This window comes from Amycolatopsis sp. NPDC104587, assembly GCF_055583645.1.
On sequence record NZ_JBVJNO010000005.1, the window covers coordinates 344,793 to 369,182 of the forward strand.

The window sequence follows — 24,390 nt, forward strand, 5'->3', positions numbered from 1 at the left end:
TCTGGTCACGCGTGTTCGGCGGTGGGGGCCGTGAGGAGGCCGCGGTCGTAGGCGATCGCGACCGCTTCCGCGCGGCGGCTCGCGCCGAGCTTGGCCATCACCCGCGAGAGGTGGACGCTCACCGTTTTTTCGCTGATGTACAGCTCTTCGCCGACCTGGCGGTTCGTGCGGCCCAGCGCGACGCGCTCGAGGACGTCGCGCTCGCGGTCGGTCAGCGGGTCGGCGACCGTGCGGGCCGGGGCCGGCGGTTCGGCGCCCGCCAGCTCGACGCGGGCCCGGTGCCCGAGGTCGCGAACCGCGTCGCGCAACGGGATCGCGCCCAGGCGCATGGCCACCGCGTGGGCCGCTTCGAGCGCCGGCTTCGCGTCCGCGTCCGTCGCCAGCAGCGCTTCGGCTTCGTGCCAGCGGCAGATCGCCTGCTCGTAGACGGCGCCGTAGCCGAACGCCTCCGCCGCGGCCGCCCACTTCGCCGCGTCACCCCGGCCGGTCAGGCAGGACGCCGCCGCCTCCAGCCGGGCCAGCCACGCCCGGCCCTCCGGCCCGAGCGTGCCCGAGCGCGGCTGCCCGACGACCGCGCACATCCGGCCGTGCGCCAGCATCCGCTCGCCCGCCGCCACCGCGGCGTCGGCCGCGGCCTGATCACCGTGGACCCGCGCTTCGGCGGCCGCCCTGGCCGCGGCGGTCACGCCGACCGCGGCCACCCGGATGCCGGCCAGCAGACCGGGTTCGATCCGTTCCAGCCAGCCGATGAGGTCTTCGGCCCGGCGTACCGCTTCGGCGTGCTCACCCTTCCAGAACGCCAGCTGGATGCCCGCGTCCCCGACCGACAGCGGGATCTGGATGTCTGCCGTCCAGTGCTGCCGCAGCCCGGCGATGAGCTTCGCGGCTTCGTCGAACCGGCCGCGCGCGACGACGAACAGCGACCAGATCGCCAGGATGCGCGCGGCGACCGCGCTCGACACCCCGCGCCCGGCCCGGCTCGCGCTCTCGTCCGGCCAGTCGCCCATCAGGTAGCGCAGGGTCAGCTGCCGCGCGCGCAGCTCCAGCCCGTAGACGCTCCAGCTGAGCCCGGCCTCTTCGGCCCGGGTGACGCCGGTCGCGACGTGCTCCAGCGCTTCGGCGAACTCGGCGTGGTCGTCGTGGCTCAGCGCGAGGAAGTAGGTCGCGCGGATCTCGGTGTTGGGGGCGCCGGCGTCCCGCGCCTTCCGCTGCGCCTTGCGCAGCCATTCACGCGCTTCGACGGGATCACCCGCGGAGTCGGCGAGCGTGCCCAAGGTGATCAGGGCCGCGGCTTCCGCGGCCGCCGCCCCGACCGCCTGCGCGTCGGCGACGGCGTCACGCGCGCTCTCCAGCGCCGCCTCCGGCTGTTCGAGGATCCGCAGGAACCCGGCCCGGCCCGCCAGCACCCACGCGCGCGTCCCGCTCGGCTCGGTGTCCTTGACCAGGTCCCAGGCCCGGTCCATGGCCGCGGTCGCCTCGTCGAGCGTGCCTTCCAGCGCCAGCAGGGCTTCCGCCAGCCGGCGCCACGTCTTCGCCGCGCGGTCGTTCGAGGTCTCCGGGGTCAGGGCCTGGGTGGCCGAGCGCGCGAATGCGGCGGCCCGCTCGGGCTCGCCGGACGTGCCCGCGAAGTACGACGCCTCGTGCAGCAGCCGCAGCTCATCGAAGCCCTCGGGCCGCTCGGCCTTCGGGACGGCGTCCCAGATGGACAGTGCCTGCTCGACGTGCTGCAGCGCCGACCCGGGCGCGCCGAGCTTCTCGGCCTCGTCCATCGCGCGCAGCGACGCCGGCAGCGCGGTGACGAGGTCGCTGCTCTGCATCGAGTGGTAGGCCAGCTTCGCGTCGTGCCCGCGGCCCTGCGGCCGCGCCTGGATCCGGGCCGCGTACGCCGCGTGCGTGCGCGAGCGCTCTCCCGGCAGCAGGTCGCCGTACACCGCTTCCTGCAGCAACGCGTGCCGGAACGTGTACGAGCCGTCCGAGAGCACCACCAGCACGTGGTGCTGGACGGCTTCGCGCAACGCGTCGTCGAGCTCCAGCTCCCCCAGCCCGGACACCTCGGCGAGGGCGCCGTGCATCACCGGCTCGTTGGCCACGGAGATCACTCGGACGACCCGGCGGGTGTCCGGCGAGAGCCGCTCGAGCCGGGACAGCAGCACCTCGGCGAGCCCGGCGGGCAGGTCGTTGCACTCGGTCTTGGTGGCGAGCAGCTCCTCGGCGAAGAACGGGTTGCCCTCGGAGCGGCTGACGATGTCGGCCACGACGTCCGCGGCCAGCGGCTCGTCGGCCAGCGCTTCGACGAACCGGCGGGCGTCGGCGGCGCCGAACGGGTGCAGGTCCACCCGCTCGACGGTGTTGAGCCGGACCAGCTCCGAGAGGAGGCCGCGCAGCGGGTGGCGCCGGTGCACGTCCTCCTCCCGGTAGCTGCCCACGACCAGGAGCCGCTGCGCCCGCAGCCTGCTGAGCAGGAACGACAGCAGGTTGCGGGTCGAGGCGTCGGCCCAGTGGAGGTCCTCGAGCAGGATCACCACCGGCCGCGTCTCGGCGATCTCGGTCAGCACCCCCAGTACCGCGTCGAACAGCTGCAGCTGACCGAGATCCTGCTCCGGCCGGGGACGCACCATGGTTTCCCGGTCGTTCGAAGTCATCGGCGGGTGTTCCGCCGTACGGGGTTCCTCGACCCCGGCGCCCTGCGGCAGGAGCCGCCCGAGCGCGGGCCGGGACCGCACCGCGGCGGCGACCGCCGGGTCCGTCGCGCTGCCCAGCGGGGCGAGCGCCTCGGCGAAGGGAAGATAAGGAAGGCCGCCCTCGCGGACGTCGATGCAGCGGCCGGTGAGCACCAGCCCACCGCAGCCGCCGACGTGCTCGCCGAGCGCGGTCAGCAGCCGGGTCTTGCCGACCCCGGCGTCCCCCGAGAGCAGCACCGCGCCGGCTTCGCCCCGTTCGGCCCGGGCGAAGGCGGCGCGGAGCCGCCGCATCTCGTGGGTACGGGCGACGAGCGGGATTCCGGAGCCGAGTCGGGGCACGATGAGCATTCTGTCTCACCCCACCGACAAGTTCCGCACGCTTATCGCCTTGGACACCATCACCCGCCCCTTACCGGGCGGTCTCGCCGACACCCGCGGTCTCCCGCGTGGCTTCGCGGCGCTCCTGCGCCGGGACGTCGACGTCGCTCCGCGCGGCCCGGATGTGCCGGACGGCGCGGCGTGCGCGGGCGGCCCAGGCGCTGCGCCCGGCCTTCCGCAGTTCCTCGGCCCGGTAAGCCGCTTCGGCCCGGACCGCGTCGAGCAGCAGATCGCTGTGCATCGTGTTCCCCTGTTCCCGAGTTCACCGGTTGGTAGCACTCAGGTTCGTCCTGAGGGGACCCCTCAGGCATCGGGTGATCACGCAGGCCTGGGCGTGAAAAGACCCCTTACTCCCGGCCGAGCCCAGCTCGGCGGGGGTAAGGGGTCTTCGCAACCGCCTCAGTCGCGGGCCGGGCCGCCGGGCCGCACCGCGGCCAGCAGCCCACGCCAACCCGATGCGGGCAGGCGGAAGGCACCACCTTCGGGGTCCTTCGAGTCGCGCACGGCGGCGCCGCCGGTGACGAACGCGACCTCGACGCAGTCGTTGCCGCCGCCGCTGTGGCTGCTCTTGCGCCACCGCGCCCCGGAAAGTTCGGTTTCCATGGTCCCCACTCCCTTACTGTGTCCTCGGTTCCGGATGGTGCACCGGAGCCGGTACGGCCGCCTGCTCGGCGAACCGCCCGGCCGCCTCGGCGATCAGCGCCACCGAGTCGTCCGGCTTCAGTGCGGCCGCGCGCAGATGGTCGAACATCAGCCCGTAGCGCCGCACGTCTGTGGGTTCCTCCAGGTAGAGGCCGCTGGACGTGCTGTCGTCGACGTAGACGACGTCCGGGTCGGCCTGCTCGGGGAACCCCATGATCAGGAAGGGGCCCTCCATGCCCGGGTGCGCGCCGGCGCCGAACGGCACGACCTGGATGGTCACGTTCGGCTTCTCGGCGAGCGCGACCATGCGGTAGAGCTGCTCGGCCATCACCTCGGGCCCGTCGACGACGCGGCGCAGCACGGCCTCGTCCATCACCGCCCAGTACTCCGGCGGCGGGGTGTCGGACAGCAGCTCCTGGCGCGCCATCCGCGCGGCGACGCGGCGGCGGGTCTCGGCGTCCTCGGCGTCCGGCCGCAGGGCCCGGATCACCGCGCGGGCGTACCGCTCGGTCTGCAGCAGCCCCGGGACCAGCAGCGCCTGGAACGCGCGCAGCGAGCTGGCGTCGGCCTCGAGCCCGACGAAGGTGCCGGTGAAGACCTCGTTGTAGGCGTGCCACCAGCCGCGCTTGCGGGCCTCCCTGGCCAGCTGGACGAGCGCCTCCTGCTCGTCGCCGGTGATCCCGTAGAGCGCCAGCATGTCGCGGGCGTCGCGCGGGGTGACCCCGACGTGCCCGGTCTCGATGCGGCTCACCTTCGAGGCGGAGCACTCGAGCTTCTCGCCGACCTCGTCGATCGTCAGGTCCGCGGCTTCCCGCAGCCGGCGCAGCTCGCCCGCGAGCCTCCGGCGGCGAACCGTGGGGCTCTGTCCCCTTGCCATCGCGCACCTCCGGATGTCGACGGCGTCGTAGCCGTTCGCTTGCTGCCAGTATCTAACAGGGACGTTCGAGTAATCGCACGGTACCTATTACCGCCACGCCGCCGGTGTCGTATCTGCAATTTGCAGAATGCTTCTGTATGCTCGCATCCTGCACTGCGGCAGGCCGCGAGAAGCGCCCGGAAGGATCACCTTCCGGCCCCGTTCAAGGCCTGTGAGCAGCGTAGACGATGACTTCGCGGCGCGCCGCGCGGTCGTCGGGAGAAGAGGTCCGGGGCCGTCCCCCGATCGGTCCCGGCCCTCTTCACCGGTCTTGGTGCCCTATTGGCAGATTGATTATTCTGCCTATTCGTCGCCCGTAAGGGTGATTTCCGGCGGGCTTCAGAGGACGCGCAAGAGTCCTTCTTGGACGACCGTCGCGATGAGCGTGCCGTCCGCGCCGAAGAACCGGCCCGTGGCCAGGCCGCGCGCGCCGGAGGCGGTCGGGGACGCGCTGTCGTAGAGGAACCACTCGTCGGCGCGGAACGGCCGGTGGAACCAGAGCGCGTGGTCGAGGCTCGCGCCGAGCACCTGGTCGGTGTCCCAGTAGACCCCGTGGCGCGCGAGCACCGAGTCCAGCAGCGTCATGTCCGAGGCGTAGGTCAGCACGCAGACGTGCAGCAGCTGCTGGTCGGGCAGCTTCCCGTCGGCGCGCATCCAGACCTGGTTGCGCGCGGGCCGCTCGCCGGTCTGGCGGGTGACCCACGGCGGCTCGTTGACGTAGCGCAGGTCGATCGGCCGCGGCCGGCTGTGCGCGCCGATCGAGTAGCCCTCCGCGCGTTCCATCAGCGTCGGCAGGGTCTCGGGCGCGGGCACGCCTTCGGGCATCGCCTCGGCGTGCTCGATGCCCGGTTCGTCCTTCTGGAACGACGCCGAAAGCGAGAAGATCGCCTTGCCGTGCTGGATCGCGACGACCCGGCGGGTGGTGAACGAGCGGCCGTCCCGGATCCGGTCGACCTCGTAGATGATCGGGACGCTCGGGTCGCCGCCGCGGATGAAGTACGCGTGCAGCGAGTGCACCCGGCGTTCGTCGGGGACGGTGCGCCCGGCCGCGACCAGCGCCTGCCCGGCGACCTGCCCGCCGAACACCCGCACCGGCGAGTGGGCGGGCGAGACGCCGCGGAAGATGTTCTCTTCGATCTTCTCGAGGTCCAGCAACGCGATCAGGCGGTCCAGCACCGGCTGGCCGCCACCCGGGATCTCCAGTTCGGTGGCGGCCGTCCTGGCCATTTCAGTCATGGCCAGACCCTATGTGCTGGACGGGTGGGACGTCCCTTATGCGTGGTCGTCTTCACCGAGGCGGTGCACGTGGATCAGGTTGGTCGAGCCGACGGTGCCCGGGGGCGAGCCGGCCACGATGACGACCAGGTCGCCCTTCTGGTACTTGCCCATCTCCAGCATCGCGTGGTCGACCTGCTGGATCATCTGGTCGGTGGACTCCACCCGCGGCACGATGTGGGTGTTGGTGCCCCAGGTCATCGACAGCTGGCTGCGCACGCAGTCCTCCGGCGTGAACGCCAGCAGCGGCAGCCGCGTGTGCAGCCGGGCCAGCCGGCGCACGGTGTCGCCGGACTGGGTGAACGCCACCAGGGCCTTCGCGTTGAGGCGCTCGCCGATGTCGCGGGCGGCGTAGGAGATCACGCCGCGCTTGGTGCGCGGGACGTGCGTCAGCGGCGGGACGACCGGCGAGTCGGTCTCGACCGCCTCGACGATCCGGCCCATGGTCTGCACGGTCTCGATCGGGTACCGGCCGACGCTGGTCTCGCCGGACAGCATGACCGCGTCGGTGCCGTCGAGCACCGCGTTCGCGACGTCGGAGGCTTCGGCGCGGGTCGGCCGGGAGTTGTTGATCATCGACTCGAGCATCTGCGTCGCGACGATGACCGGCTTCGCGTTCTCGCGGCAGATCTGGATGGCGCGCTTCTGCACCAGCGGGACCTGCTCCAGCGGCAGCTCGACTCCGAGGTCGCCGCGGGCGACCATCACCGCGTCGAAGGCCAGCACGATGGCCTCGAGGTTGTAGACGGCCTCGGGCTTCTCGATCTTCGCGACGACCGGCAGGCGGCCCTTGCCGACCCGGTCCATCACCTGGTGGACCAGGTCGATGTCGGCCGGCGAGCGGACGAAGGACAGGGCGATGAAGTCGACCCCCAGCTCGAGCGCGAACTCGAGGTCCTCGATGTCCTTCTCGGACAGCGCCGGCACGGAGACGTCCATGCCCGGCAGCGAGACGCCCTTGTTGTTGCTGACCGGGCCGCCCTCGGTGACCTCGCACACCACGTCCTGGCCGTCGACCTCCTTGACCACCAGGCCGACCTTGCCGTCGTCGACCAGGAGGCGGTCACCGGGCTTGGCGTCCTTGGCGAGGCCCTTGTAGGTCGTCGAGACGCGGTCGTGGGTGCCGGCGACGTCCTCGACCGTGATCCGGACGATGTCGCCGCTCTGCCACTCGACCGGCCCGCCGGCGAAGGTGCCCAGCCGGATCTTGGGGCCCTGCAGGTCGGCGAGGATGCCGACGGCCCGGCCACTCGCGGCCGCGGCGTCCCGGATCAGGTCGTAGACCTGCTTGTGGTCGCCGTGGCTGCCGTGGCTGAAGTTCATCCTGGCCACGTCCATGCCCGCGTCCACCAGGGCCCGCATCTTCTCGGGCGTGGCGGTGGCAGGACCCAGGGTACAAACGATCTTCGCGCGTCGGCTCACGTTCGCACAGCGTAGTCCCTCGCCGCGCGTTCGTCTGTACCGATCCCGAAAAGTTCAGAGAAACTGTTCAGAAACCTGTCCGGTCAGCGACGTGGCTTTTCGGTGGGTCCGACCCGGTCACGGGCCCATTCGTTGAACTCGCGGACCTGCCGCCAGGCCTTGCGCACCCGGTCGAGGGCGCCCCGTTCGTGCAGCACGTCGTCCGGCTCCCAGGCGCGCACGGCGTAGACCGAGCGGTACCGCAGCAGGTCGAGGCGCGGGTGCTCGGCGTCGAACCCGCGCGGCTTCGACTTGAGGCGGTCGCCGCGGACCTCCCAGCCGGCGCGCTCGAGCTTCGTGATGATCTTCTGGAGCGCTTCGCCGTGCAGCTCGGTGTCGACGGCCGAGCGGAACCGGGCGATCTGGTCGGACTCGAGGTGGAAGCAGCCGCCGCCGACCCGCAGGCCGTCCGGCCCGACCTCGACGTAGTAGGCCCCGCCGCCGCGGCCCTGCTCGATGACGCCGCCGCAGTGGGTCTTGTACGGCGTCTTGTCCTTGGCGAAGCGCACGTCGCGGTAGGGGCGGAACACCTTGGGCTCGCCGAAGCCGTCCCCGAACTCGGGAGCCAGCTCCGCGAGCAGCGCCTCCATCGGGGCGCGGACGTCGTTCTTGTAGACCTCGACGTGGTCGTCCCAGTACGGCTTGGAGTTGTCCTCGACGAGGCCGTCGAAGAAGTCGACGGCGTACTCGCCGAATCCGCTGAACTTCACGGGGGAACGATAATCGGGGGGACCGACGGTTTTCCGCCGGTCCCCCCGCTGCCGGAGGCCCTACTTCGCGACGGCGGTGATCAGCTCGCCGTCGGTGGTGTCACCCGAGAGCTCCCAGAACATCGCGCCGCCCAGGCCCTGGGTCTTCGCGTAGGAGACCTTGCCGGCGACGGTCGACGGCGTGTCGTAGCTCCACCAGTTGCTGCCGCACTTCGCGTACGCCGTGCCCGCGACGGTGCCGGTCGCCGGGCAGGACGTCTTCAGCACCTTGTAGTCCTCGATGCCCGGCTCGTACTTGGCCGGGGCGGCGCCGGTCGCCGTGCCGCCCGGGGCGTCCTGCGTGACGCCGGTCCAGCCGCGGCCGTAGAAACCGATGCCCAGCAGGAGCTTGCCCGGTGAGATGCCCTTGCTCTTCAGCTTCTGGATCGCCGCGTCGGAGTAGAAGCCCGGCGTCGGGATGCCGTCGTACGACGTCAACGGCGAGTGCGGGGCGGTCGGGCCCTGCGCGGCGAAGGCGCCGAAGTAGTCGTAGGTCATCACGTTGTACCAGTCGACGTACTGGGCGGCGCCGGCGTAGTCGGCCGCGTCGATCTTGCCGCCGTCGGTGCCGTCGGCGGTGATCGCCGCGGTGACCAGCTGCGAGCCGAACTTGGCGCGCAGCGCGGACATCAGGTTCTTGTACGCCGCCGCGCCACTGCTGTCACAGCTCAGGCCGCAGGCGTTGGGGTACTCCCAGTCGATGTCGATGCCGTCGAAGACGCCGGCCCAGCGCGGGTCGTTGACGAGGTTGTAGCAGGAGTCGGCGAAGGCGGCGGGGTTCTGCGCGGCCTGCCCGAAGCCGCCCGACCACGTCCAGCCGCCGAACGACCAGATCACCTTGAGGCCCGGGTGCTTGGCCTTGAGCTTCTTGAGCTGGTTGAAGCTGCCGGCGAGGGGCTGGTCCCAGGTGTCCGCGACGCCGTCGACGCTGCCCGCCGCGTCGTAGGTCTTCTGGTAGTCGGCGTAGGCGTCGCCGATCGCGCAGCCGCCGTTCGTCACGTTGCCGAAGGCGTAGTTGATGTGGGTCAGCTTGGCCGCCGAGCCCGACGTCTCGATGTTCTTGACGTGGTAGTTGCGGTCGTAGACCCCCCATTCGGTGAAGTAACCGACGACCTTGCCGACGGAGGCTTCGGCCGACGCGGGTGCGGCGGTGGCGGCCGGGGCCGCGGCGGCACCCGCCGCCAGGCCCGCGGCGGCGGCCACGGTCAACAGCGCAGAGAAGCTCTTCCTGCGGAAACGGGACATGCCTTCTCCCTCCGGAGAATTACTCACGGCGACGGTGCCGGAGTGGTGGGGACCACACCACCGTAAATGGACTAGACCATTAGGTCAATGGTCTAGTCCAGCCTGCGCCGCTCCGGAGATTCTGGTAAGCGGGTGCGCATGCCTTGACAGGAATATGCCCGCCGGAGCACATTTCCAGGGTGATGCAGACTTTCGACGTCCTCGCCGAACCCCGTCGCCGGACGATCCTCGACCTGCTCCGCGACGGCGAACGCTCCGTCGGCGAGCTCGTCGAGGAGCTCGAGCTGAGCCAGCCCGCGGTGTCCAAGCACCTGCGGGTGCTGCGCGAAGCCGGGCTCGTGACGGTGCGGGTCGCGGCGCAGCGGCGCTGTTACGCGCTGCGCCCGGAGCCGCTGGCCGAGGTCGACGCCTGGCTCGCGCCCTACCGCCGCTTCTGGTCGGACCGGCTGGACGCGCTGGAACGCCGTCTCGACGAGACCGACCCGCACTGACCGGGAGCTAGGCCTCCGTCGGCTCGAACGTGATCCCCGCGGCCGCCGCGCGGCGCTCGCCCCACTCGTACAGGGCCGTCAGGGCCGGGCGGAGCTCCTCCCCCACCGCCGTCAGGTGGTACTCGACGTGCGGGACGCGGCCGTCGAACTCCTCGCGGCGGACGATGCCGTCGGCGGCCAGCTCCCGCAGCTGCTGGGTCAGCATCTTCTCGCTGATCCCCGGCATCCGGCGGCGCAGCTCGCCGTAGCGGTGGGCGCCTTCCTTGAGGTGGGCCAGGATCACCGGCTTCCACTTGCCGCCGATGAGGTCGAGCGCCAGCTCCGTCGCGCAGTGGTAGCGCTTCATCCCGCTCCTCCCACGCACCGGAAAGTAAGTGGTTGCCCGGCCGGGCCGCCGCTGGTTGCCTTGCCGGGTGATCGTGCCAGAAGACCCGCCCGCCACGCCGACCCTCTACGAGTGGGCCGGCGGCCACGAAGCCCTCGTGAAGCTGCTCACGATCTTCTACGGTCACGTCCTCGAAGACCCGCTGCTCGAGCCGGTCTTCCGGGACATGGACCCGCGGCACGCCGAGCACGTCGCGGTCTGGCTCGGCGAGGTCTTCGGCGGGCCGGCCGCCTACTCCGGCAGCCACGGCGGCCACGCCCACATGATCGGCCGCCACCTCGGGCGCGGCATCACCGAGCCGCAGCGCCGCCGCTGGGTGAGCCTCCTGCTCGACGCCGCCGACGAAGCCGGCCTGCCCGGCGACCCGGAGTTCCGCGCCGCGTTCGCCGGCTACCTCGAGTGGGGCAGCCGGCTGGCCGTGCTCTTTTCGGCGCCGGGAGCCGAGCCGAACCTCCACGAACCGGTCCCGAAGTGGGACTGGCCGATGCCGCCCTGGCAGCCACCGGCTTCCTAGCCGCATAGTGAGGGCAGCCGGAAAGGAGGCTGCCCTTGATCCGGGTGGACGGCCGGACCCTGCGCTGCGCGGACGTCGTCACGGCGGCGCGCACCGAGGGCCCACTGGGAGTCGACGTCTCGATCGCCGCGCTGCGCGGCGCCGAGCACGCCTGGAAGCTCGCCGAAGAGCTCAGCACACGGCGGATGGTCTACGGCCGGACGACCGGCGTCGGGGCCAACAAGGACGACACGGTCGCGAGCTCGAAGGAGCACGGCCTGCGGCTGCTGCGCAGCCACGCGGGTGGCAGTGGCGAGGAGATGCCGCGCGGCCAGGTCCGCGCGATGATGCTGATCCGGCTGAACCAGCTGATGGCCGGCCGCTCGGGCATCAGCCCCGAGCTGATCGGCGCACTCGCCGAAGCGGTCCGCACCGGTGCGCTGCCGCTGGTGCACCGGCTCGGCGCGATCGGCACCGGCGACCTCGCGCCGCTGGCGGAGGCGGCGCTCGCGCTCACCGGTGAACGCTCGTGGGTCGACGGGCACGTGCCGCCGGTGCCGGTGCACGCCGGGGACGCGCTGGCGTTCATGAGCAGCAACGCCGCGACGCTCGCCGAAGCGACCCTCGCGGCGATGCGGCTGGACACGCTGACCCGCGCGAGCCACGCGATCGCCGCGCTGACGTACGTCGCGCTCGACGGCAACCCCGAGGCGTACGCGACACCGGTGCACGAAGCGCGACCGCACGCCGGCCAGGTCGCGTGCGCGGCGGAGATGCGGCGGCTGCTGGGCATGCACCAGACGCCGAAGCCGGGACGGCGCATCCAGGACCCGTTCGGGCTGCGGGCGTTCCCGCAGGTGCAGGGCCCGGCGCTGGACGCGATCCACTACCTGCGCGACGTGCTCGCCGTGGAAATCAACGCCAGCACCGAAAACCCGATGATCTCGACGGTCCACGGGGACGCCTACCACCACGCGCACTTCCACACGGCGTACGTCTCGACGGCGCTGGACCAGGCCCGGGCGACCGTGCACCAGGTGGCGGAGCTGTCGGTGGCGCGCCTGGGCGACCTCGTCGAGCCGGAGTTCACCGGGCTGCGGCCGTTCCTCGCGGCGGGCCCGGCGGGCAGCTCCGGCGTGATGATCCTGGAGTACGTGGCGCACGACGCGCTCACTGAGCTGCGGCAGGCGGCGCTCCCGGCGACGCTCGGCACGGCCGTGGTGTCCCGCGGCATCGAGGACCACGCGAGCTTCTCGACGCAGGCGGCGCGCGCGGCGACCGCGGCTTGCACGGCGTACCAGCAGGTGCTGGCGTGCGAGCTGGTCGCGGCGGTCCGCGCGCTGCGGATGCGCGACGCGGACCTGGTCGACCTCCCGGTGCGCGACGCCTTCGAAGCGGCGTCGGCGGTGCTCGACCTCAGCGTCGAGGACCGGCCGCTGACCGACGACATCGCCGCCGCGGTCGGCGTCCTGGACTCACTCGCCCGGATCTGACGCCGACCGCGGAGACGGGAACCTCAGCCGAAGAAGACTTCGGCTTCCTGGTAACGCTCGACCGGGACCGTCTTCAGCTCGGCCGTCGCCTCGGACAGCTTCACGCGGACGATGTCGGTGCCCTTCAGGGCGACCATGACACCGAAGTCGCCGTCGGCGACCGCGTCCACGGCGTGCAGGCCGAAGCGGGTCGCGAGCACGCGGTCGTAGGCCGTCGGGGTGCCGCCGCGCTGGACGTGGCCCAGCACGACCGCGCGGGACTCCTTGCCGGTGCGGTGGGCGATCTCGTCGGCCAGCCAGGTGCCGATGCCGCCGAGGCGGACGTGCCCGAAGGCGTCCTTCTCGCCGGTGAGCAGCTTCTCCTCGCCGCCCTCGGGCAGTGCGCCCTCGGCCACGACGATGATCGGCGCGAACTCCTTCTCGAAGCGGCGCTCGACCCAGGAGACGACCTGGTCGACGTTGAAGTGCCGCTCCGGCACCAGGATCACGCTCGCGCCGCCGGCCAGGCCGGAGTGCAGCGCGATCCAGCCGGCGTGCCGGCCCATGACCTCGACGACCAGCGCGCGGTGGTGCGACTCGGCGGTGGTGTGCAGCCGGTCGATCGCCTCGGTCGCGATGGAGACCGCGGTGTCGAAGCCGAAGGTGTAGTCGGTGGCGCCCAAATCGTTGTCGATCGTCTTGGGCACGCCCACGACGCCGACGCCGTCGTCGGTGAGGCGCTTCGCGACGCCGAGGGTGTCCTCGCCGCCGATCGCCACGAGGGCGTCGACACCCTGGTCGGCGAGCACCTGCTTGATCTTGTCGACGCCGCCGTCGACCTTGTACGGGTTGGTGCGCGAGGACCGCAGGATGGTGCCGCCCCGGGTCAGGATGTCCTCGACGTCGTTCAGGCCGAGCGGGCGGCTGTCGCCGGTCAGGGGGCCGTTCCAGCCGTTGCGGAAGCCCACGAAGTCCCAGCCGTGCACCTCGACGCCCTTGCGCACCACGGCGCGGATCACCGCGTTGAGCCCCGGGCAGTCGCCGCCGCCGGTCAGCACACCGACACGCATGAGAAGCCTCCGTCTGTTCTCTGGAGATGACAGTCACAGTTCGTCGAGCGCCAGCGTAGCGGCTTTCGTCTGGATCGGTGCAGCCCGTACCACCTGCCGAATCGGTCCGGCTCCGGGTTGTGCTAACTTGAGTCTGTGCAGCGCTATTACTGGTTTACGAAGCCGGCCCCGGGTGGGCTCGGCGGCGTGAACCTGCGCTGACGTCCACCCCCGAGCCGGATTCGTGAACCGGCTCGGCGAGGGTCCCCCGCGCGGGTCGGTGTCCATCAGGAAGGAACACCCCCGCCATGACGCTCTCCGCCGGTCCAGCGACCACCATCGGTGACCTGGACGCCGCGCGCACCACGTCGATCAGCCCGCTCATCTCCCCCGCGATGCTGCGCGAGGACCATCCGGCCGACGCCGGGGTCGCGAAGGTCGTGCGGCACGGCCGCGCCGACACCGTCGACATCCTCGAAGGCCGCGACGATCGCCTCCTCGTCGTGGTCGGCCCGTGCTCGGTCCACGACCCGGAAGCCGCCCTCGACTACGCCCGCCGGCTGGCCGCGAAGGCCGACGACCTGCGCGGCGAACTGCACATCGTGATGCGCGTGTACTTCGAGAAACCGCGCACCACGCTGGGCTGGAAGGGCCTGATCAACGACCCGGACCTCGACGGCACCTTCGCCGTCAACAAGGGCCTGCGGATGGCGCGGAAGCTGCTGCTCGACGTCTCCGCGCTCGGCCTGCCGGTGGGTTGTGAGTTCCTCGACCCGATCACGCCGCAGTTCATCTCCGACGTCGTGACGTGGGGCTCGATCGGCGCGCGCACCGCGGCGAGCCAGGTGCACCGCCAGCTGTGCAGCGCGCTGTCGATGCCGGTGGGGATCAAGAACTCCACCGAGGGCGACGTCCAGGTGGCGGTCGACGCGACCCGCGCGGCCGCGGCCAGCCACGTGTTCCCCGGCATCAACACCGACGGCCTCGCGGCCCTGCTGACGACGTCCGGCAACCCGGACTGCCACGTGATCCTCCGCGGCCACAACGCCGGCCCGAACTACGACGCGGCGACGGTGGCGGACACCCTCGCGCGGCTGGCCAAGTCGGGGCTGCCGGAGCGGGTGATCATCGACGCTTCGCACGGCAACAGCGGCAAGGACCACGTCCGGCAGGCCGGGGTGGTGCGGGAGCTGGCTTCGCGCATCGGCGAGGGTGAGCGCGGGATCGTGGGGCTGATGATGGAGAGCTTCCTGGCGGCGGGGCGCCAGGACCTGGACCTGGGGCACAGCGAGAAGCTGACCTACGGGCAGTCGATCACGGACGCGTGCCTGGCTTGGGACGACACCGCGCCGCTGCTGGACGAGCTGGCCGGGGCGGTCCGGGCGCGCCGCTGACGGCGGTCCCGCTCAGCGGCGGCGGAAGTACTCCTCGATGACTTCCCACCGGGCCAGGTTGTGCTTCGCGTCCGCCAGAGCGTCGTGCTGGTCGGTGGGGGCCGCCGGGAGCTTCGGCTTCCCGGCGTCCTCCCACCGCTGGCGCAGGTCGCGCGTGAAGCGCGGCAGCTGCCGCGGCAACGCCGGCATCGGGCCCCACAGCTGGGCCAGCGCCACGTGGTCGTAGGCCGCGAACCAGGCCCACAGCTCGATGCCGCCCGGGGGCTTGCCGAAGAACTCCAGCAGCCCCGCGCGGATCTTCTCGCGGCTTTGCCACGCCGGATCCGCCGGGGACGGCAGCTTGTCCAGGACGTTGTCGCGGACCCACGGCCCGGCCTTGGCCGGGTCGAAGTCGGTCGAGACCGCGTAGAACTCGCGGCCCTGTTCGTCAACGACACCGATCGACACCAGGTCGATCGTCACGCCGTCCTCGATGAACTCGGTGTCGTAGAAGAAACGCACCGGTGAACCTTAGTGGGTCAGCCGACCTTCGAATCGGGCACCCGGGCCGCGTCCGACGCGGACGGCTGCGCCGGCACCTTCGGCTTGACCCCGGACGCCTCCGCGGCGAGCAGTTCCTTCGCCTTCGCCGCGTAGATGTCGACGTACTCCTGGCCGGAGAGCTCCATGAGCGCGTACATGATCTCGTCGGTGATCGACCGCTCGATGAAGCGGTCGCCCGCGAGCCCCTCGTACCGCGAAAAGTCGAGCGGCTTGCCGAAGCGGACCTCGAGGCGGCGCGGCCACCACATCTTGGAGCCGATCGGGTTGACCTTGTCCGTGCCGATCATCGCCACCGGGACGACCACGCCGCCGGAGTCCAGCGCGATCCGGGCGACGCCGGTCTTGCCCTTGTACAGGCGGCCGTCCGGGGAGCGGGTGCCCTCGGGGTAGATGCCGAGCAGGTGGCCGGCCTTGACCAGGCGGGTCGCGGTGTCGAGCGCGGCCTGCGCGGCGTTGCCGCCGGAGCGGTCGATCGGGAACTGGCCGACGCCGGTGAAGAACCACTTCTTGAGCAGGCCCTTGAAGCCGGGCTCGGTGAAGTACTCGGACTTGGCCGGGAAGGTCACCTTGCGCTTGACCCGCAGCGGCATGAAGAACGAGTCCGCGACAGCCAGGTGGTTGCCGGCCAGGATCGCGCCCCCGGTCTCGGGGATGTTTTCCGCGCCGACGACCTTCGTCGGCCACAGCGTCTTGAGCAGCGGACCGATGAACACCCACTTCATGAGCCAGTACAGCACCGGTGCCTCAGTCCTCCATCGCAGCTGTAGCCCCTGTCACCCGCGTCGGCCAGCCTACGAACCCCGGGGCCCGCCGCACAACGGCGGCCACCCGGTTACCACTCGGTCAGCGATCGATCTCACAGCGAATTCCCGGTCCGGGCGGAGCCCCACAAGGCCCGTCGGCCGTGAGAGCATGGACAGATCCACCGCTCACACGGAAGGCGATCGCATGGGCGTGCTCGCCGGCGCGGAACCGTTCGGCCACACCGGTTCGGCCGACACCGGGTTCCTGCTTTGCCACGGGTTCACCGGGACCCCGGCGAGCATGCGGGCCTGGGGTGACCACCTGGCCGGGGCCGGGTTCACCGTGCGCTGCCCGCTGCTGCCGGGTCACGGCACCCGCTGGCCGGACCTCAACCGCACGACGTGGGAAGACTGGTACGGCGCCGTCCGCGAAGCGCTCCTCGAGCTGCTCTCGACGTGCAAGACCGTCTTCGTCGGCGGCCTCTCGATGGGCGGCACGCTCACCCTGCGCCTCGCCGAGGAGTTCGGCGACCGGATCGCCGGGATCGTCCTGGTCAACCCGTCGGTGACGCGGCTGAAGTGGGACACGAAGCTGCTGCCGGTGCTGGGGAAGATCGTGCCGTCGGTGCCGGCGATCGCGAACGACATCAAGAAGCCGGGCGAGACGGAGCTGGCCTACCCGCGGACGCCGGTGCGCGCCGCGGCGAGCCTGGCGAAGCTGTGGGCTGTCGTGCGCGCCGACCTGGGCAAGGTGACGCAGCCGGTGCTGCTGCTGCACTCGTCGGTCGACCACGTCGTCGAGCCGGTGAACTCGCAGCTGGTGCTGCAGGGCGTCGCCAGCACCGACGTCACCGAGGTCGTGCTGGAGAACAGCTACCACGTGGCGACCCAGGACAACGACGCCGAGGTGATCTTCACGCGCAGCGTCGAGTTCGCCAAGGCGCACGCCGGACAGCCGGAGGAGACCGCATGAGCCGGGGGAAGGACGGGCCGGAGGACGTCGACGCGACGTTCGCCGAGATCGTCGCCGACCTGCGGGCCGACGGGTTCGGGCTGCCCGAGCTGGACACCGCGGACACGGCGGACACCGTCGACGCGGCGGACACCGCCGACGCCGCGGGCCCGGGGACCGAGTCGCGCAAAACGCCGGACCGGCCGGCCGAGCCGCCCGCGGCCGAGAGCCCGCCGGAGCCCGGCTGGCGGTCCGGGGGCACGACGTGGGACGCCACGATGTTCTCCGACGACCCGGCCGACGACGACGAGCACTACGTCCCGCCGGAGCCGCCGCCGTTGCCGCGGCCGAAGATGGGCGCGTTCCTCATCCTGCTGCTGTTCCTGGCCGGGCTGTTCCTGCTGATCGTGCCCGGGGCCATCGGCGTCGGCCCGACGGTCGCGACGCCGCTGGGCATCCTCGCGCTGGCGACGGCGATCGCGCTGCTGCTGCTCCGCGTCCGCCAAGGTCCGCCGCCCGGCGCCGACCCGAGCAACGGCGCCCAGGTCTGACCGGTCGGGCGATGACCATCGAGTTCAGTCCCTCGCGGCGGTCGACCGTCGGCGCGGAGTGGGAGCTCGGCCTCGTGGACCGCCGCAGCGGCGAGCTGTCCTCGGTGGCCGGGCAGATCCTCGAGGCGGTGCGCCCGGACGGCGCGGCCGAGCACCCGAAGATCAAGCAGGAGCTGCTGCTCAACACCATCGAGGTGATCACCGGCGTCTGCGACACGATCGCCGAGGCGAAGGCCGACCTGAACGACTCCCTCGACGTCCTGCACAGCGTCGCCGACCCGCTCGGCGTGGAGATGTTCTCGGCCGGGACGCACCCGTTCTCCAACTGGTACCAGCAGAAGGTCACCGACAAGGAGCGGTACGCGAAGCTGATCGACCGCACCCAGTGGTGGGGCCGGCAGATGCTGATCTACGGCGTCCACGTGCACGTCGGGGTCGACCACCGCGACAAGGTGCTGCCGATCCTCGACGCGCTGCTCAACTACGCGCCGCACCTGCAGGCGCTCTCGGCGTCGTCGCCGTACTGGGGCGCCGAGGACACCGGGTACGCGTCGAACCGGGCGCTGATGTTCCAGCAGCTGCCGACGGCCGGGCTGCCGTTCCAGTTCCGGAAGTGGGCCGAGCTGGAGAGCTACGTCGACGACATGTTCACCACGGGCGTGATCGACCACTTCTCGGAGATCCGCTGGGACATCCGGCCGGCGCCGCACCTGGGCACGATCGAGATGCGGGTCTGCGACGGTCTGCCGACGCTGGAGGAGGTCGGCGCGATCGCGGCGCTGACGCAGTGCCTGGTGGACGACTTCAGCGAGCGCCTGGACGACGGCGAGATCCTGCCGTCGCTGCCGCCGTGGCACGTCCAGGAGAACAAGTGGCGCGCGGCCCGCTACGGCACCGACGCGATCATCATCCTGGACGCGGCCGGGCGCGAGCGCCTGGTCACCGACGACGTCGCCGACCTGCTCGACCGCCTGGAGCCGGTGGCGCGGCGCCTGGACTGCGTCGCCGAGCTGCGCGACGTCGAGACGATCCTGGAGTACGGCCCGAGCTACCGGCGGCAGCGGGCGGTGGCGCAGCAGCACAAGGGCAGCCTGAAGGCCGTGATGGCGTCCCTGGTCGCCGAGATGCGCGACGGCATCTCGAAGGACTAGAGCTCGTCGAGCCGGCTGCGCAGCGTGCCGGGGCCGAGAATCGACGCACCGAGGGCCTCGACCCGGCCCCGCAGCTCACGGTCGGCCGTCGCGACGAGCACCCGGCCCTTCTGCTGCCCGACGACCTCGACGATCTTCGAGTCCCCATCGGCGTCCGCGGCGACAACCTCGACCCCGGGCACGGACTCGACGTGCTTGGCCTTGCCCTCGACGACGAGGACAACGCGCGGCCACCAGGTCACGGCCGGGTCATCCGGGTCCGGTACGCCGGCCTCGGCGAGTTTCACGAGCTGGTCACGCAGGCGTTCGGCGGCTCCGTGCCGATCCCGCCACCAGCCATCCGGCCGCGAGCCGACGACGTTGGCCGCGTCGACGACAAGAACGAGCTCCTCCCCGACGCGGTCACGCAGGCGCGGCCACGCGGCGGCGAAGTCGCGGTGCAGCCGGTAGGAGGGGACGTCGTCGGGATCCACCCAGCGCACCTCCGCACTTTCGGTGTTGGCAACCCGCGCCTCGGCCCCATCGGCCAGGGCGAGGACGGTCGTGTAGCTCCAGTCCCCATGGTCCACCACGGAGGCGGACACCGCTCGAAAGGCATCGGCGGGAACGGAGGCTTCTTCGAAGGCTTCGCGTGCGGCGGCGATCACGGCGGTCTCACCGGCTTCGATGGCCCCGCCGGGCAGCGCCCAGGTCCGGCCGTGGTGCACCCACCAGGCACGGCGCTGCAGGAGGACACCCCGAGCGGGATCGAAGAGCAGCAGCCCGGCGGCGCCGTAACGGCCCCAGTGCAGGTGCCCGCAGGAGCACCGGACGAAGACGCTGGCCGAAGGGGCACTCACCAAGCCAGCCTGTCACACTCTCGCGGGTGACCCGGTTCGATCAGCTCAAGCCCACGTTCTGGGACCGCGGTCCCGGCGAGCCGTTGTCCAGCCGCGAATTCGCCCACGCCGGCCGCGAGCTGGGCGTCCGGCTGCCGATCGAGCTGGGCGAACTGCTGGGGCTGCGCAACGGCGGCACGGTGGCCGGCGCGTTCGACGCCTTCCCGACGAGCAGGCCGACGTCGTACAGCGCCACGCACGTGCCGTTCGACCAGCTCCTCGGCGTGGGCGGGCGGCTGTCGATCCTGGATTCGCCGTACCTGAGCGACGAGTGGGACCTGCCCAAGCAGGTCGTGGTGCTGTCGGGCGACGGCCACACGTGGGTGGCGTTGGACTACCGCGGGTCTTCGGAGCCGTCGGTGACGTGGTTCGACGTGGAGCTGGAGTCCGAGCTGGCGCTGGCGCCGACGTTCCGTGCGTTCCTCGAAGGGCTGGTGCCGTCGGGGAGCTTCCCGGAGGAGTGACCCCGCCGGCCGCCGATGACCGCGGCCGCCAGGACTCCCGCCACCAGGATGCCGATCAGCACGTACCCGAGCGTGTCGCCGTGGACGAAGGGGGCGATCAGGAACTGCGCCGTCAGTGCTGAGCCCAGGCCGGTCATCAGCGTCGCAGCTGCCTGGTGCCAGCCGTTGCGCGGCTTCCACGCCAGGAAGCCACCGATCACCAGCAGAACCACGCCTGCCAAGCCGATCCCCACGTCGAGCGCCATGTCCGCTCCCCCCTCGATGGTGGTGGGGTACCCGCAGCAGACAGCTCTCTACCGCGTCAGACCGGGGTCTTGGCCGCTTCCAACGCCAACGCCGCCGCCCCCACGATCGCCGTGTCGTCGCCCAGGTGCGCAGTCCGTATCCGCGCCAACGGCCGATGCCGAGCCCCGGTGATAGCCCCCGCGTAATGCTCCCGAGCCTCATCCAAAAACAGCGGCGCCGACTCCGAAACACCCCCACCGATCACGATGATCTCCGGGTCGAAAACATCCGCCACCAGAGCCAGGCCCTCACCGAGCCACTTGGCCAGCTCCGCCATCGCCAGCTGGGCGATCGGATCACCGTCGCGAGCCGCTCCCGCCACGCGCCGTCCCGTGACCGAGCCCGGGTCGCCCGCAACCTGCGGGGCCAGCACCGTCGACCGCCCCGGGTGCCGCGCGAGCAGCTCCACCGCTGTCGCCGCCAGCGCCGTTCCGCTGCAATAACGCTCCCAGCAGCCGTACTTGCCGCACGGGCAGGGCCGCCCGCCCCGCACGACCGTCAGGTGGCCCAGCTCCGGCGCCACGCCGTACGCGCCGCGGAACAGCTTGCCGTCCAGGAGCAGGCCCGCGCCGATCCCGGTCCCCAGCGCCACCAGCGCCGCCACGTGGGCGCCGCGGGCCGCGCCGAAGCGGTGCTCGCCCACCATCGCCGCGTTGACGTCGTGCTCCAGCAGCACCGGCAGGCCGACCCGCTTCTCGATCCGGTCCGCGACCGGCGCGCCGCGCCAGGCCAGGTGCGGCGCGAACATCACCGACCGGCGGTCGCGCGCCACGAACCCGGCCACGGCCAGGCCGACCCCGGCCACCTCGTGCCGGTTGCGCAGGTCCTCGACCACACCCGCGATGGCGTCCTCGAGGGCGCCTTCCTCGCTCGGCGTCGCGACCCGCGCCGTGTCGAGCAGGGAGCCGCGCTCGTCCACCACGCCGGCCCGGACACTCGTCCCGCCGACGTCCACCCCTATCGTCCGCACTCAGCTCTCCCGATCCGGCCGCCACTCGTCCCGTCTGCGGACGGTGATGTGCTGCACCCGCGGCGACGCCGCCGAAGCGGCCGCCGGCGGCCGCGGCGCGGGCCGGAACCCGGGCATGTGCACACCCTCGTCCGGCTCCCAGCGGTCCGCGAGCACCGCGCGCAGCAGGGCGACCAGCTGCGCGAGCTGCTCGACCAGCCGGGCGGCCAGCTCGGGGCGCTCACCTCGCACAACGGCGACGATCGCACACAGCGGGCACCAGCCGCACGCCGAGCCGTCCGCGTTCGCCTGGTCAGGGTCACCGTGCCCGGCGGCGAGGACGCCCTCCAGCCACGGCGCCGCCTTCTCCACGACCAGCTCGGCGAGCAGGCGGATCTCCTCCGCGAGCCGCGGCCCGTGTTCGTCTTCGCTCACCCGCGTCCCCGGTTCCCGGCCAGGCTCACCAGCAGGCCGTCGGCGTCGGATTCCGCGCCGGTGATCCGGCACGGCCGCAGCGCCTCCGGCAGGGCGATGAGCCTGCGGAAGCCGTCCACGGTGATCGCCAGGTCGTCGTCGACGCGGGCGAGGTCGACCTCGGCGTCCCGGCCCAGCGGGATCGCGACGCGCAGGGTGTACCCGCCGGCCGCCGGCCGCACGCGCAGCAGCGGGGTGACGGGGGTCCCGTCGCCGTCGAGGGGGTCGCCGTCGCGGTACAGCTCGGCGGCGATCTCCAGCAGCGCGGGCAGCCCGACCGGCTCGACGGCGCGGTGCTCGACCCGGGCGACCCGGGTGAACCCGGCCGCGGTGAGCTCGGCCAGCACGGCGTCCTGCTGGGTCCGGCGCGTGCGCAGCCACGACGCCGCCCCGCCGCGCCAGAAGCCGGGCGCGGGCATCAGCCGGTTGGCGACCAGGCCGTCGACGGCGATGCCGCGCAGGGCGAGCGAGCTGAGCGTGCGCCGCGCCTCGGCGACCACCACGCGCTCAGGGGTCAGCACCAGCCGGACGGTGGTCACCGACGGCTCGGTCAGCAGCGTGCGCAAGCCGTCGAGGTGGGTGCCGAGGCGGTGCACGGACTCGCTGACGCGGCGGTTGAACAGCCGGGTCAGGTACCCGGAGACGGCTTCGGGCAGGGCGAGCAGCCGCAGCGTCTCGGCCGTCGGACCGCAGTCGACGACGATGGTCTCCCACGGCCCGTCCTCAGCCAGCCGCCGGACCTCGGTGAGCGCGAGCAGCTCGTCGACGCCGGGGAGGACCGTCAGCTCTTCGGCATCGAGAGTGTCGAGTCCCGCGCCGGACAGCACGGTCTGCAGCTCGGCGCGCAGCCGGTGCCAGCTGGTGTCGACGAGCGTCCGGGAGTCCAGCTGGACGGCCGAGAGCAGAGCGTCCACTTCGGACGGTTCGGCGCCGAGGGTGTGGCCGAAGGCGTCGCCGAGCGAGTGCGCCGGGTCGGTGGACACGACGAGGGTCTTCCTGCCGCGGGCGGCCAGTGCGGCGCCGGTCGCCGCGGCCAGCGTGGTCTTCCCGACACCCCCCTTGCCGGTGAACAGCAGGATCCGCACCCGGTTACCCCTCGGCCCGCTTCTTGAGCTCCTTGAGCGCGGTGTCCATGACCATCTTCTCGGCCTTGCGGCGCAGCAGGCCGATCATCGGCAGCGCCAGCTCGACCGACAGCGTGTAGGTGACACGGGTGCGGCCGCCGAGGTCCTCCAGGGCGTACCGGCCGTTCTGCGCCTTCTGCATCTGGCCCTTGACCAGGTGCCAGCTGACGCCGAGGCCGTCGCCGTCCCAGTCGTAGGAGAGGGTGTAGACGTCCTTGATCGGGCCCGCGTCGAGGGTCAGCTTGACCTGCTTGGCCCGCCCGTCACCATCGGTGTCGAGGACCTCGGCCTGCTGGACCGCCTTGGCCCATTCCGGGTAGGCGGGGAAGTCGGCGATCACGGCCATCACCCGCGTGGGCTCGGCGTCGACCTCGATGGACTGTGTGGACTGCTCGGCCATGGGACGAAGCGTAGCCGCCGCGGTCGGTCACCAGCGCAGCACGTAGGGCTGCCCGGTCTCCTTGAAGTGACCCACGTTACGGCACTCGGTCAGCCCGACCCGGGCGCGCGCGGACAGCGGCTGGTGCACGTGCCCGAACACCGACCAGCGCGGGCGCTGCTCCCGGATCAGCTCCAGCAGCGCCGTGGAGCCGATCTCGTTGCGCCGCGCGACGACGTCGTAGGTCAGCTCCGGCAGGGCGGGCGGGCCGTGGGTGCAGAGCACGTCGACGTCGGTGAGCGCGGCCACCCCGCGGTCGTAGTCCTCACGATCCCGCAGGTAGGGACGCCAGGCGGCGCCTTTCCGGCGGCGCGGGACGACCCCGTCCGGCAGCAGCGCGCCGCCGACGAACCCGAAGCGGAGGCCGCCGATCTCGGTCACCTCGCCGTCCAGGACGCGGATGCCCTCGCCGGTGAACTCGGGCCACATCGCCGGGGTGTCGACGTTGCCCGGGGTGGCGTAGGTGGGCGCGGTCATCGCCGCGAACAGCGTCGCGTACTGGGCGCGGATGGCCTCGTCGACCGCGGCGGCCGGGTCGTCGAGGCTCGCCCAGAGCGTCCGCGAGTAGGCAACGGTTTCGTCACGGGTGCCCTCACGGCGCAGCCGGGCGAACTCACCGACCTTTTCGGCGCCGAACAGCGCGCCCATGATGCCCTTGTCGTGCTCCCGGTAGTCGACGAAGTCGAGCAGGTCGCCGAGCACGACCAACGCGTCGGCCCCGTCCCCCGCCCGCTTCAGCGCGTCGGCGTTGCCGTGCACGTCCGAGACGACGTGTACCCGCACCCAGCTTCCCCTTAGCTTTCGCCCCGAGGAGGAACGCCGGGCTCACGCCCGTCCTCCAGGATCTCCTTCAGCCCGAGTGCGATCGCCTTCGCCGCGCGGGCCCGCCGGTCGAACTCCCGGCGCAGGTCGCGAGGCGCCAGCGCCCGGGGCGTCCCGGCCGCGTCGGCGGGGGTCGCCCGCAGGAAGTAGTGCAGCAGGGTGCCGTCGAGCACCGGCTCGAGCCACACCTCCATCGTACCGACGAGCGCGCCCCGCACGGTCCAGCGCAGGCCCTTCTCGCCCCGGTCGGTGTAGACCTCGAGGACCAGGTCGGGCCAGTAGCGCCGCCAGGACGCCGGTGCGGCGAAGACCGCGGCCACGGTGGCCGGCGGAACGGCGAGGAACGTCTCGTCGACGATGTCGAGTGAGGGTGGCGCGTTCACG

Annotated in this window: 27 protein-coding genes; 8 read left to right on the forward strand and 19 right to left on the reverse strand. The window is 72.0% G+C overall.

The annotated features are described in order from the left end of the window. Positions 1–5: 5 nt before the first annotated feature. The 8 genes from ACZ61C_RS17105 to ACZ61C_RS17140 form a co-directional block, all read right to left on the reverse strand. Positions 6–3,029, reverse strand: a complete 3,024-nt coding sequence (locus ACZ61C_RS17105) for a helix-turn-helix transcriptional regulator (RefSeq protein ID WP_465307652.1) — start codon at positions 3,027–3,029, stop codon at positions 6–8. Positions 3,030–3,090: 61 nt separating this feature from the next. After that, positions 3,091–3,300: a hypothetical protein gene (locus ACZ61C_RS17110; RefSeq protein WP_465307654.1), complete on the reverse strand. Its 210-nt coding sequence runs from the start codon at positions 3,298–3,300 to the stop codon at positions 3,091–3,093. Between the two features lie 158 nt (positions 3,301–3,458). Next, on the reverse strand, positions 3,459–3,662 hold the full coding sequence (locus ACZ61C_RS17115; RefSeq protein ID WP_465307656.1) for a DUF397 domain-containing protein: 204 nt from the start codon (positions 3,660–3,662) through the stop codon (positions 3,459–3,461). A gap of 13 nt (positions 3,663–3,675) precedes the next feature. Continuing rightward, a complete protein-coding gene (locus ACZ61C_RS17120) occupies positions 3,676–4,578 on the reverse strand; it encodes a helix-turn-helix domain-containing protein (protein WP_465307658.1) in 903 nt (300 codons plus the stop codon). Positions 4,579–4,956: 378 nt separating this feature from the next. Next, positions 4,957–5,853 carry an acyl-CoA thioesterase gene (locus ACZ61C_RS17125; protein ID WP_465307660.1) on the reverse strand — a complete coding sequence of 299 codons (897 nt, stop codon included), beginning with the start codon at positions 5,851–5,853 and terminating at the stop codon, positions 4,957–4,959. Positions 5,854–5,889: 36 nt separating this feature from the next. Then, positions 5,890–7,314, reverse strand: a complete 1,425-nt coding sequence (gene pyk, locus ACZ61C_RS17130) for a pyruvate kinase (protein ID WP_465307662.1) — start codon at positions 7,312–7,314, stop codon at positions 5,890–5,892. Positions 7,315–7,397: 83 nt separating this feature from the next. Next, entirely contained in the window at positions 7,398–8,063 is a 666-nt protein-coding gene (locus tag ACZ61C_RS17135; RefSeq protein WP_465307664.1) for a DUF2461 domain-containing protein, read from the reverse strand. Between the two features lie 60 nt (positions 8,064–8,123). After that, complete coding sequence (locus ACZ61C_RS17140) at positions 8,124–9,347, reverse strand: glycoside hydrolase family 18 protein (protein ID WP_465307666.1); 1,224 nt, start codon at positions 9,345–9,347, stop codon at positions 8,124–8,126. 182 nt (positions 9,348–9,529) lie between these two features. On the opposite strand from ACZ61C_RS17140, the gene ACZ61C_RS17145 reads away from it, so the two are divergent. After that, positions 9,530–9,838, forward strand: a complete 309-nt coding sequence (locus ACZ61C_RS17145) for an ArsR/SmtB family transcription factor (RefSeq protein WP_465308264.1) — start codon at positions 9,530–9,532, stop codon at positions 9,836–9,838. 7 nt (positions 9,839–9,845) lie between these two features. On the opposite strand, the gene ACZ61C_RS17150 is transcribed toward ACZ61C_RS17145, so the two are convergent. Next, on the reverse strand, positions 9,846–10,184 hold the full coding sequence (locus ACZ61C_RS17150; protein ID WP_465307668.1) for a winged helix-turn-helix transcriptional regulator: 339 nt from the start codon (positions 10,182–10,184) through the stop codon (positions 9,846–9,848). 67 nt (positions 10,185–10,251) lie between these two features. Between ACZ61C_RS17150 and ACZ61C_RS17155 the strand changes: the two genes are divergently transcribed. Then, complete coding sequence (locus tag ACZ61C_RS17155; protein WP_465307670.1) at positions 10,252–10,737, forward strand: group II truncated hemoglobin; 486 nt, start codon at positions 10,252–10,254, stop codon at positions 10,735–10,737. A 35-nt stretch (positions 10,738–10,772) separates the two neighbouring features. Then, complete coding sequence (locus ACZ61C_RS17160; protein ID WP_465307672.1) at positions 10,773–12,209, forward strand: aromatic amino acid ammonia-lyase; 1,437 nt, start codon at positions 10,773–10,775, stop codon at positions 12,207–12,209. 23 nt (positions 12,210–12,232) lie between these two features. Here ACZ61C_RS17160 and ACZ61C_RS17165 read toward each other — a convergent pair whose 3' ends face one another. Further along, positions 12,233–13,258 carry a 6-phosphofructokinase gene (locus tag ACZ61C_RS17165; RefSeq protein ID WP_465307674.1) on the reverse strand — a complete coding sequence of 342 codons (1,026 nt, stop codon included), beginning with the start codon at positions 13,256–13,258 and terminating at the stop codon, positions 12,233–12,235. 287 nt (positions 13,259–13,545) lie between these two features. Here ACZ61C_RS17165 and ACZ61C_RS17170 point away from each other — a divergent pair, with 287 nt between their 5' ends. Further along, a complete protein-coding gene (locus tag ACZ61C_RS17170; RefSeq protein ID WP_465307676.1) occupies positions 13,546–14,631 on the forward strand; it encodes a 3-deoxy-7-phosphoheptulonate synthase in 1,086 nt (361 codons plus the stop codon). A gap of 12 nt (positions 14,632–14,643) precedes the next feature. On the opposite strand, the gene ACZ61C_RS17175 is transcribed toward ACZ61C_RS17170, so the two are convergent. Both ACZ61C_RS17175 and ACZ61C_RS17180 read right to left on the reverse strand, forming a co-directional pair. Continuing rightward, the gene (locus tag ACZ61C_RS17175) at positions 14,644–15,132 is read right to left on the reverse strand and encodes a polyadenylate-specific 3'-exoribonuclease AS (RefSeq protein ID WP_465307678.1); all 489 of its coding nucleotides are present in this window, start codon (positions 15,130–15,132) and stop codon (positions 14,644–14,646) included. 17 nt (positions 15,133–15,149) lie between these two features. Then, complete coding sequence (locus ACZ61C_RS17180; protein ID WP_465307680.1) at positions 15,150–15,911, reverse strand: lysophospholipid acyltransferase family protein; 762 nt, start codon at positions 15,909–15,911, stop codon at positions 15,150–15,152. 211 nt (positions 15,912–16,122) lie between these two features. Between ACZ61C_RS17180 and ACZ61C_RS17185 the strand changes: the two genes are divergently transcribed. The 3 genes from ACZ61C_RS17185 to ACZ61C_RS17195 are packed head-to-tail and all read left to right on the forward strand — an operon-like array spanning position 16,123 to position 18,571. Then, positions 16,123–16,890 carry an alpha/beta hydrolase gene (locus ACZ61C_RS17185; protein ID WP_465307682.1) on the forward strand — a complete coding sequence of 256 codons (768 nt, stop codon included), beginning with the start codon at positions 16,123–16,125 and terminating at the stop codon, positions 16,888–16,890. Then, positions 16,887–17,420 carry a hypothetical protein gene (locus tag ACZ61C_RS17190; protein ID WP_465307684.1) on the forward strand — a complete coding sequence of 178 codons (534 nt, stop codon included), beginning with the start codon at positions 16,887–16,889 and terminating at the stop codon, positions 17,418–17,420. The genes ACZ61C_RS17185 and ACZ61C_RS17190 overlap by 4 nt, the downstream gene beginning before the upstream one ends. Before the next feature lie 11 nt (positions 17,421–17,431). Continuing rightward, a complete protein-coding gene (locus ACZ61C_RS17195; RefSeq protein ID WP_465307686.1) occupies positions 17,432–18,571 on the forward strand; it encodes a glutamate--cysteine ligase in 1,140 nt (379 codons plus the stop codon). On the opposite strand, the gene ACZ61C_RS17200 is transcribed toward ACZ61C_RS17195, so the two are convergent. Next, on the reverse strand, positions 18,568–19,410 hold the full coding sequence (locus ACZ61C_RS17200; protein WP_465307688.1) for an NUDIX domain-containing protein: 843 nt from the start codon (positions 19,408–19,410) through the stop codon (positions 18,568–18,570). The genes ACZ61C_RS17195 and ACZ61C_RS17200 overlap by 4 nt on opposite strands. A 26-nt stretch (positions 19,411–19,436) precedes the next feature. Between ACZ61C_RS17200 and ACZ61C_RS17205 the strand changes: the two genes are divergently transcribed. After that, on the forward strand, positions 19,437–19,913 hold the full coding sequence (locus ACZ61C_RS17205) for an SMI1/KNR4 family protein (RefSeq protein WP_465307690.1): 477 nt from the start codon (positions 19,437–19,439) through the stop codon (positions 19,911–19,913). A 301-nt stretch (positions 19,914–20,214) separates the two neighbouring features. Here ACZ61C_RS17205 and ACZ61C_RS17210 read toward each other — a convergent pair whose 3' ends face one another. The 6 genes from ACZ61C_RS17210 to ACZ61C_RS17235 are packed head-to-tail and all read right to left on the reverse strand — an operon-like array spanning position 20,215 to position 24,389. Continuing rightward, on the reverse strand, positions 20,215–21,153 hold the full coding sequence (locus ACZ61C_RS17210; protein ID WP_400893338.1) for an ROK family protein: 939 nt from the start codon (positions 21,151–21,153) through the stop codon (positions 20,215–20,217). Positions 21,154–21,168: 15 nt separating this feature from the next. After that, entirely contained in the window at positions 21,169–21,582 is a 414-nt protein-coding gene (locus ACZ61C_RS17215) for a hypothetical protein (protein ID WP_465307692.1), read from the reverse strand. After that, positions 21,579–22,706: an ArsA family ATPase gene (locus ACZ61C_RS17220; protein ID WP_465307694.1), complete on the reverse strand. Its 1,128-nt coding sequence runs from the start codon at positions 22,704–22,706 to the stop codon at positions 21,579–21,581. Before ACZ61C_RS17220 ends, ACZ61C_RS17215 begins: the two co-directional genes overlap by 4 nt. Positions 22,707–22,710: 4 nt before the next feature. Further along, entirely contained in the window at positions 22,711–23,145 is a 435-nt protein-coding gene (locus ACZ61C_RS17225; protein ID WP_465307696.1) for an SRPBCC family protein, read from the reverse strand. A gap of 27 nt (positions 23,146–23,172) precedes the next feature. Then, the gene (locus ACZ61C_RS17230) at positions 23,173–23,967 is read right to left on the reverse strand and encodes a metallophosphoesterase family protein (protein WP_465307698.1); all 795 of its coding nucleotides are present in this window, start codon (positions 23,965–23,967) and stop codon (positions 23,173–23,175) included. A gap of 11 nt (positions 23,968–23,978) precedes the next feature. Beyond that, positions 23,979–24,389, reverse strand: coding sequence for a polyketide cyclase / dehydrase and lipid transport (locus ACZ61C_RS17235; RefSeq protein WP_465307700.1), 411 nt, complete (start codon positions 24,387–24,389; stop codon positions 23,979–23,981). Between the last annotated feature and the right edge of the window lies 1 nt (position 24,390).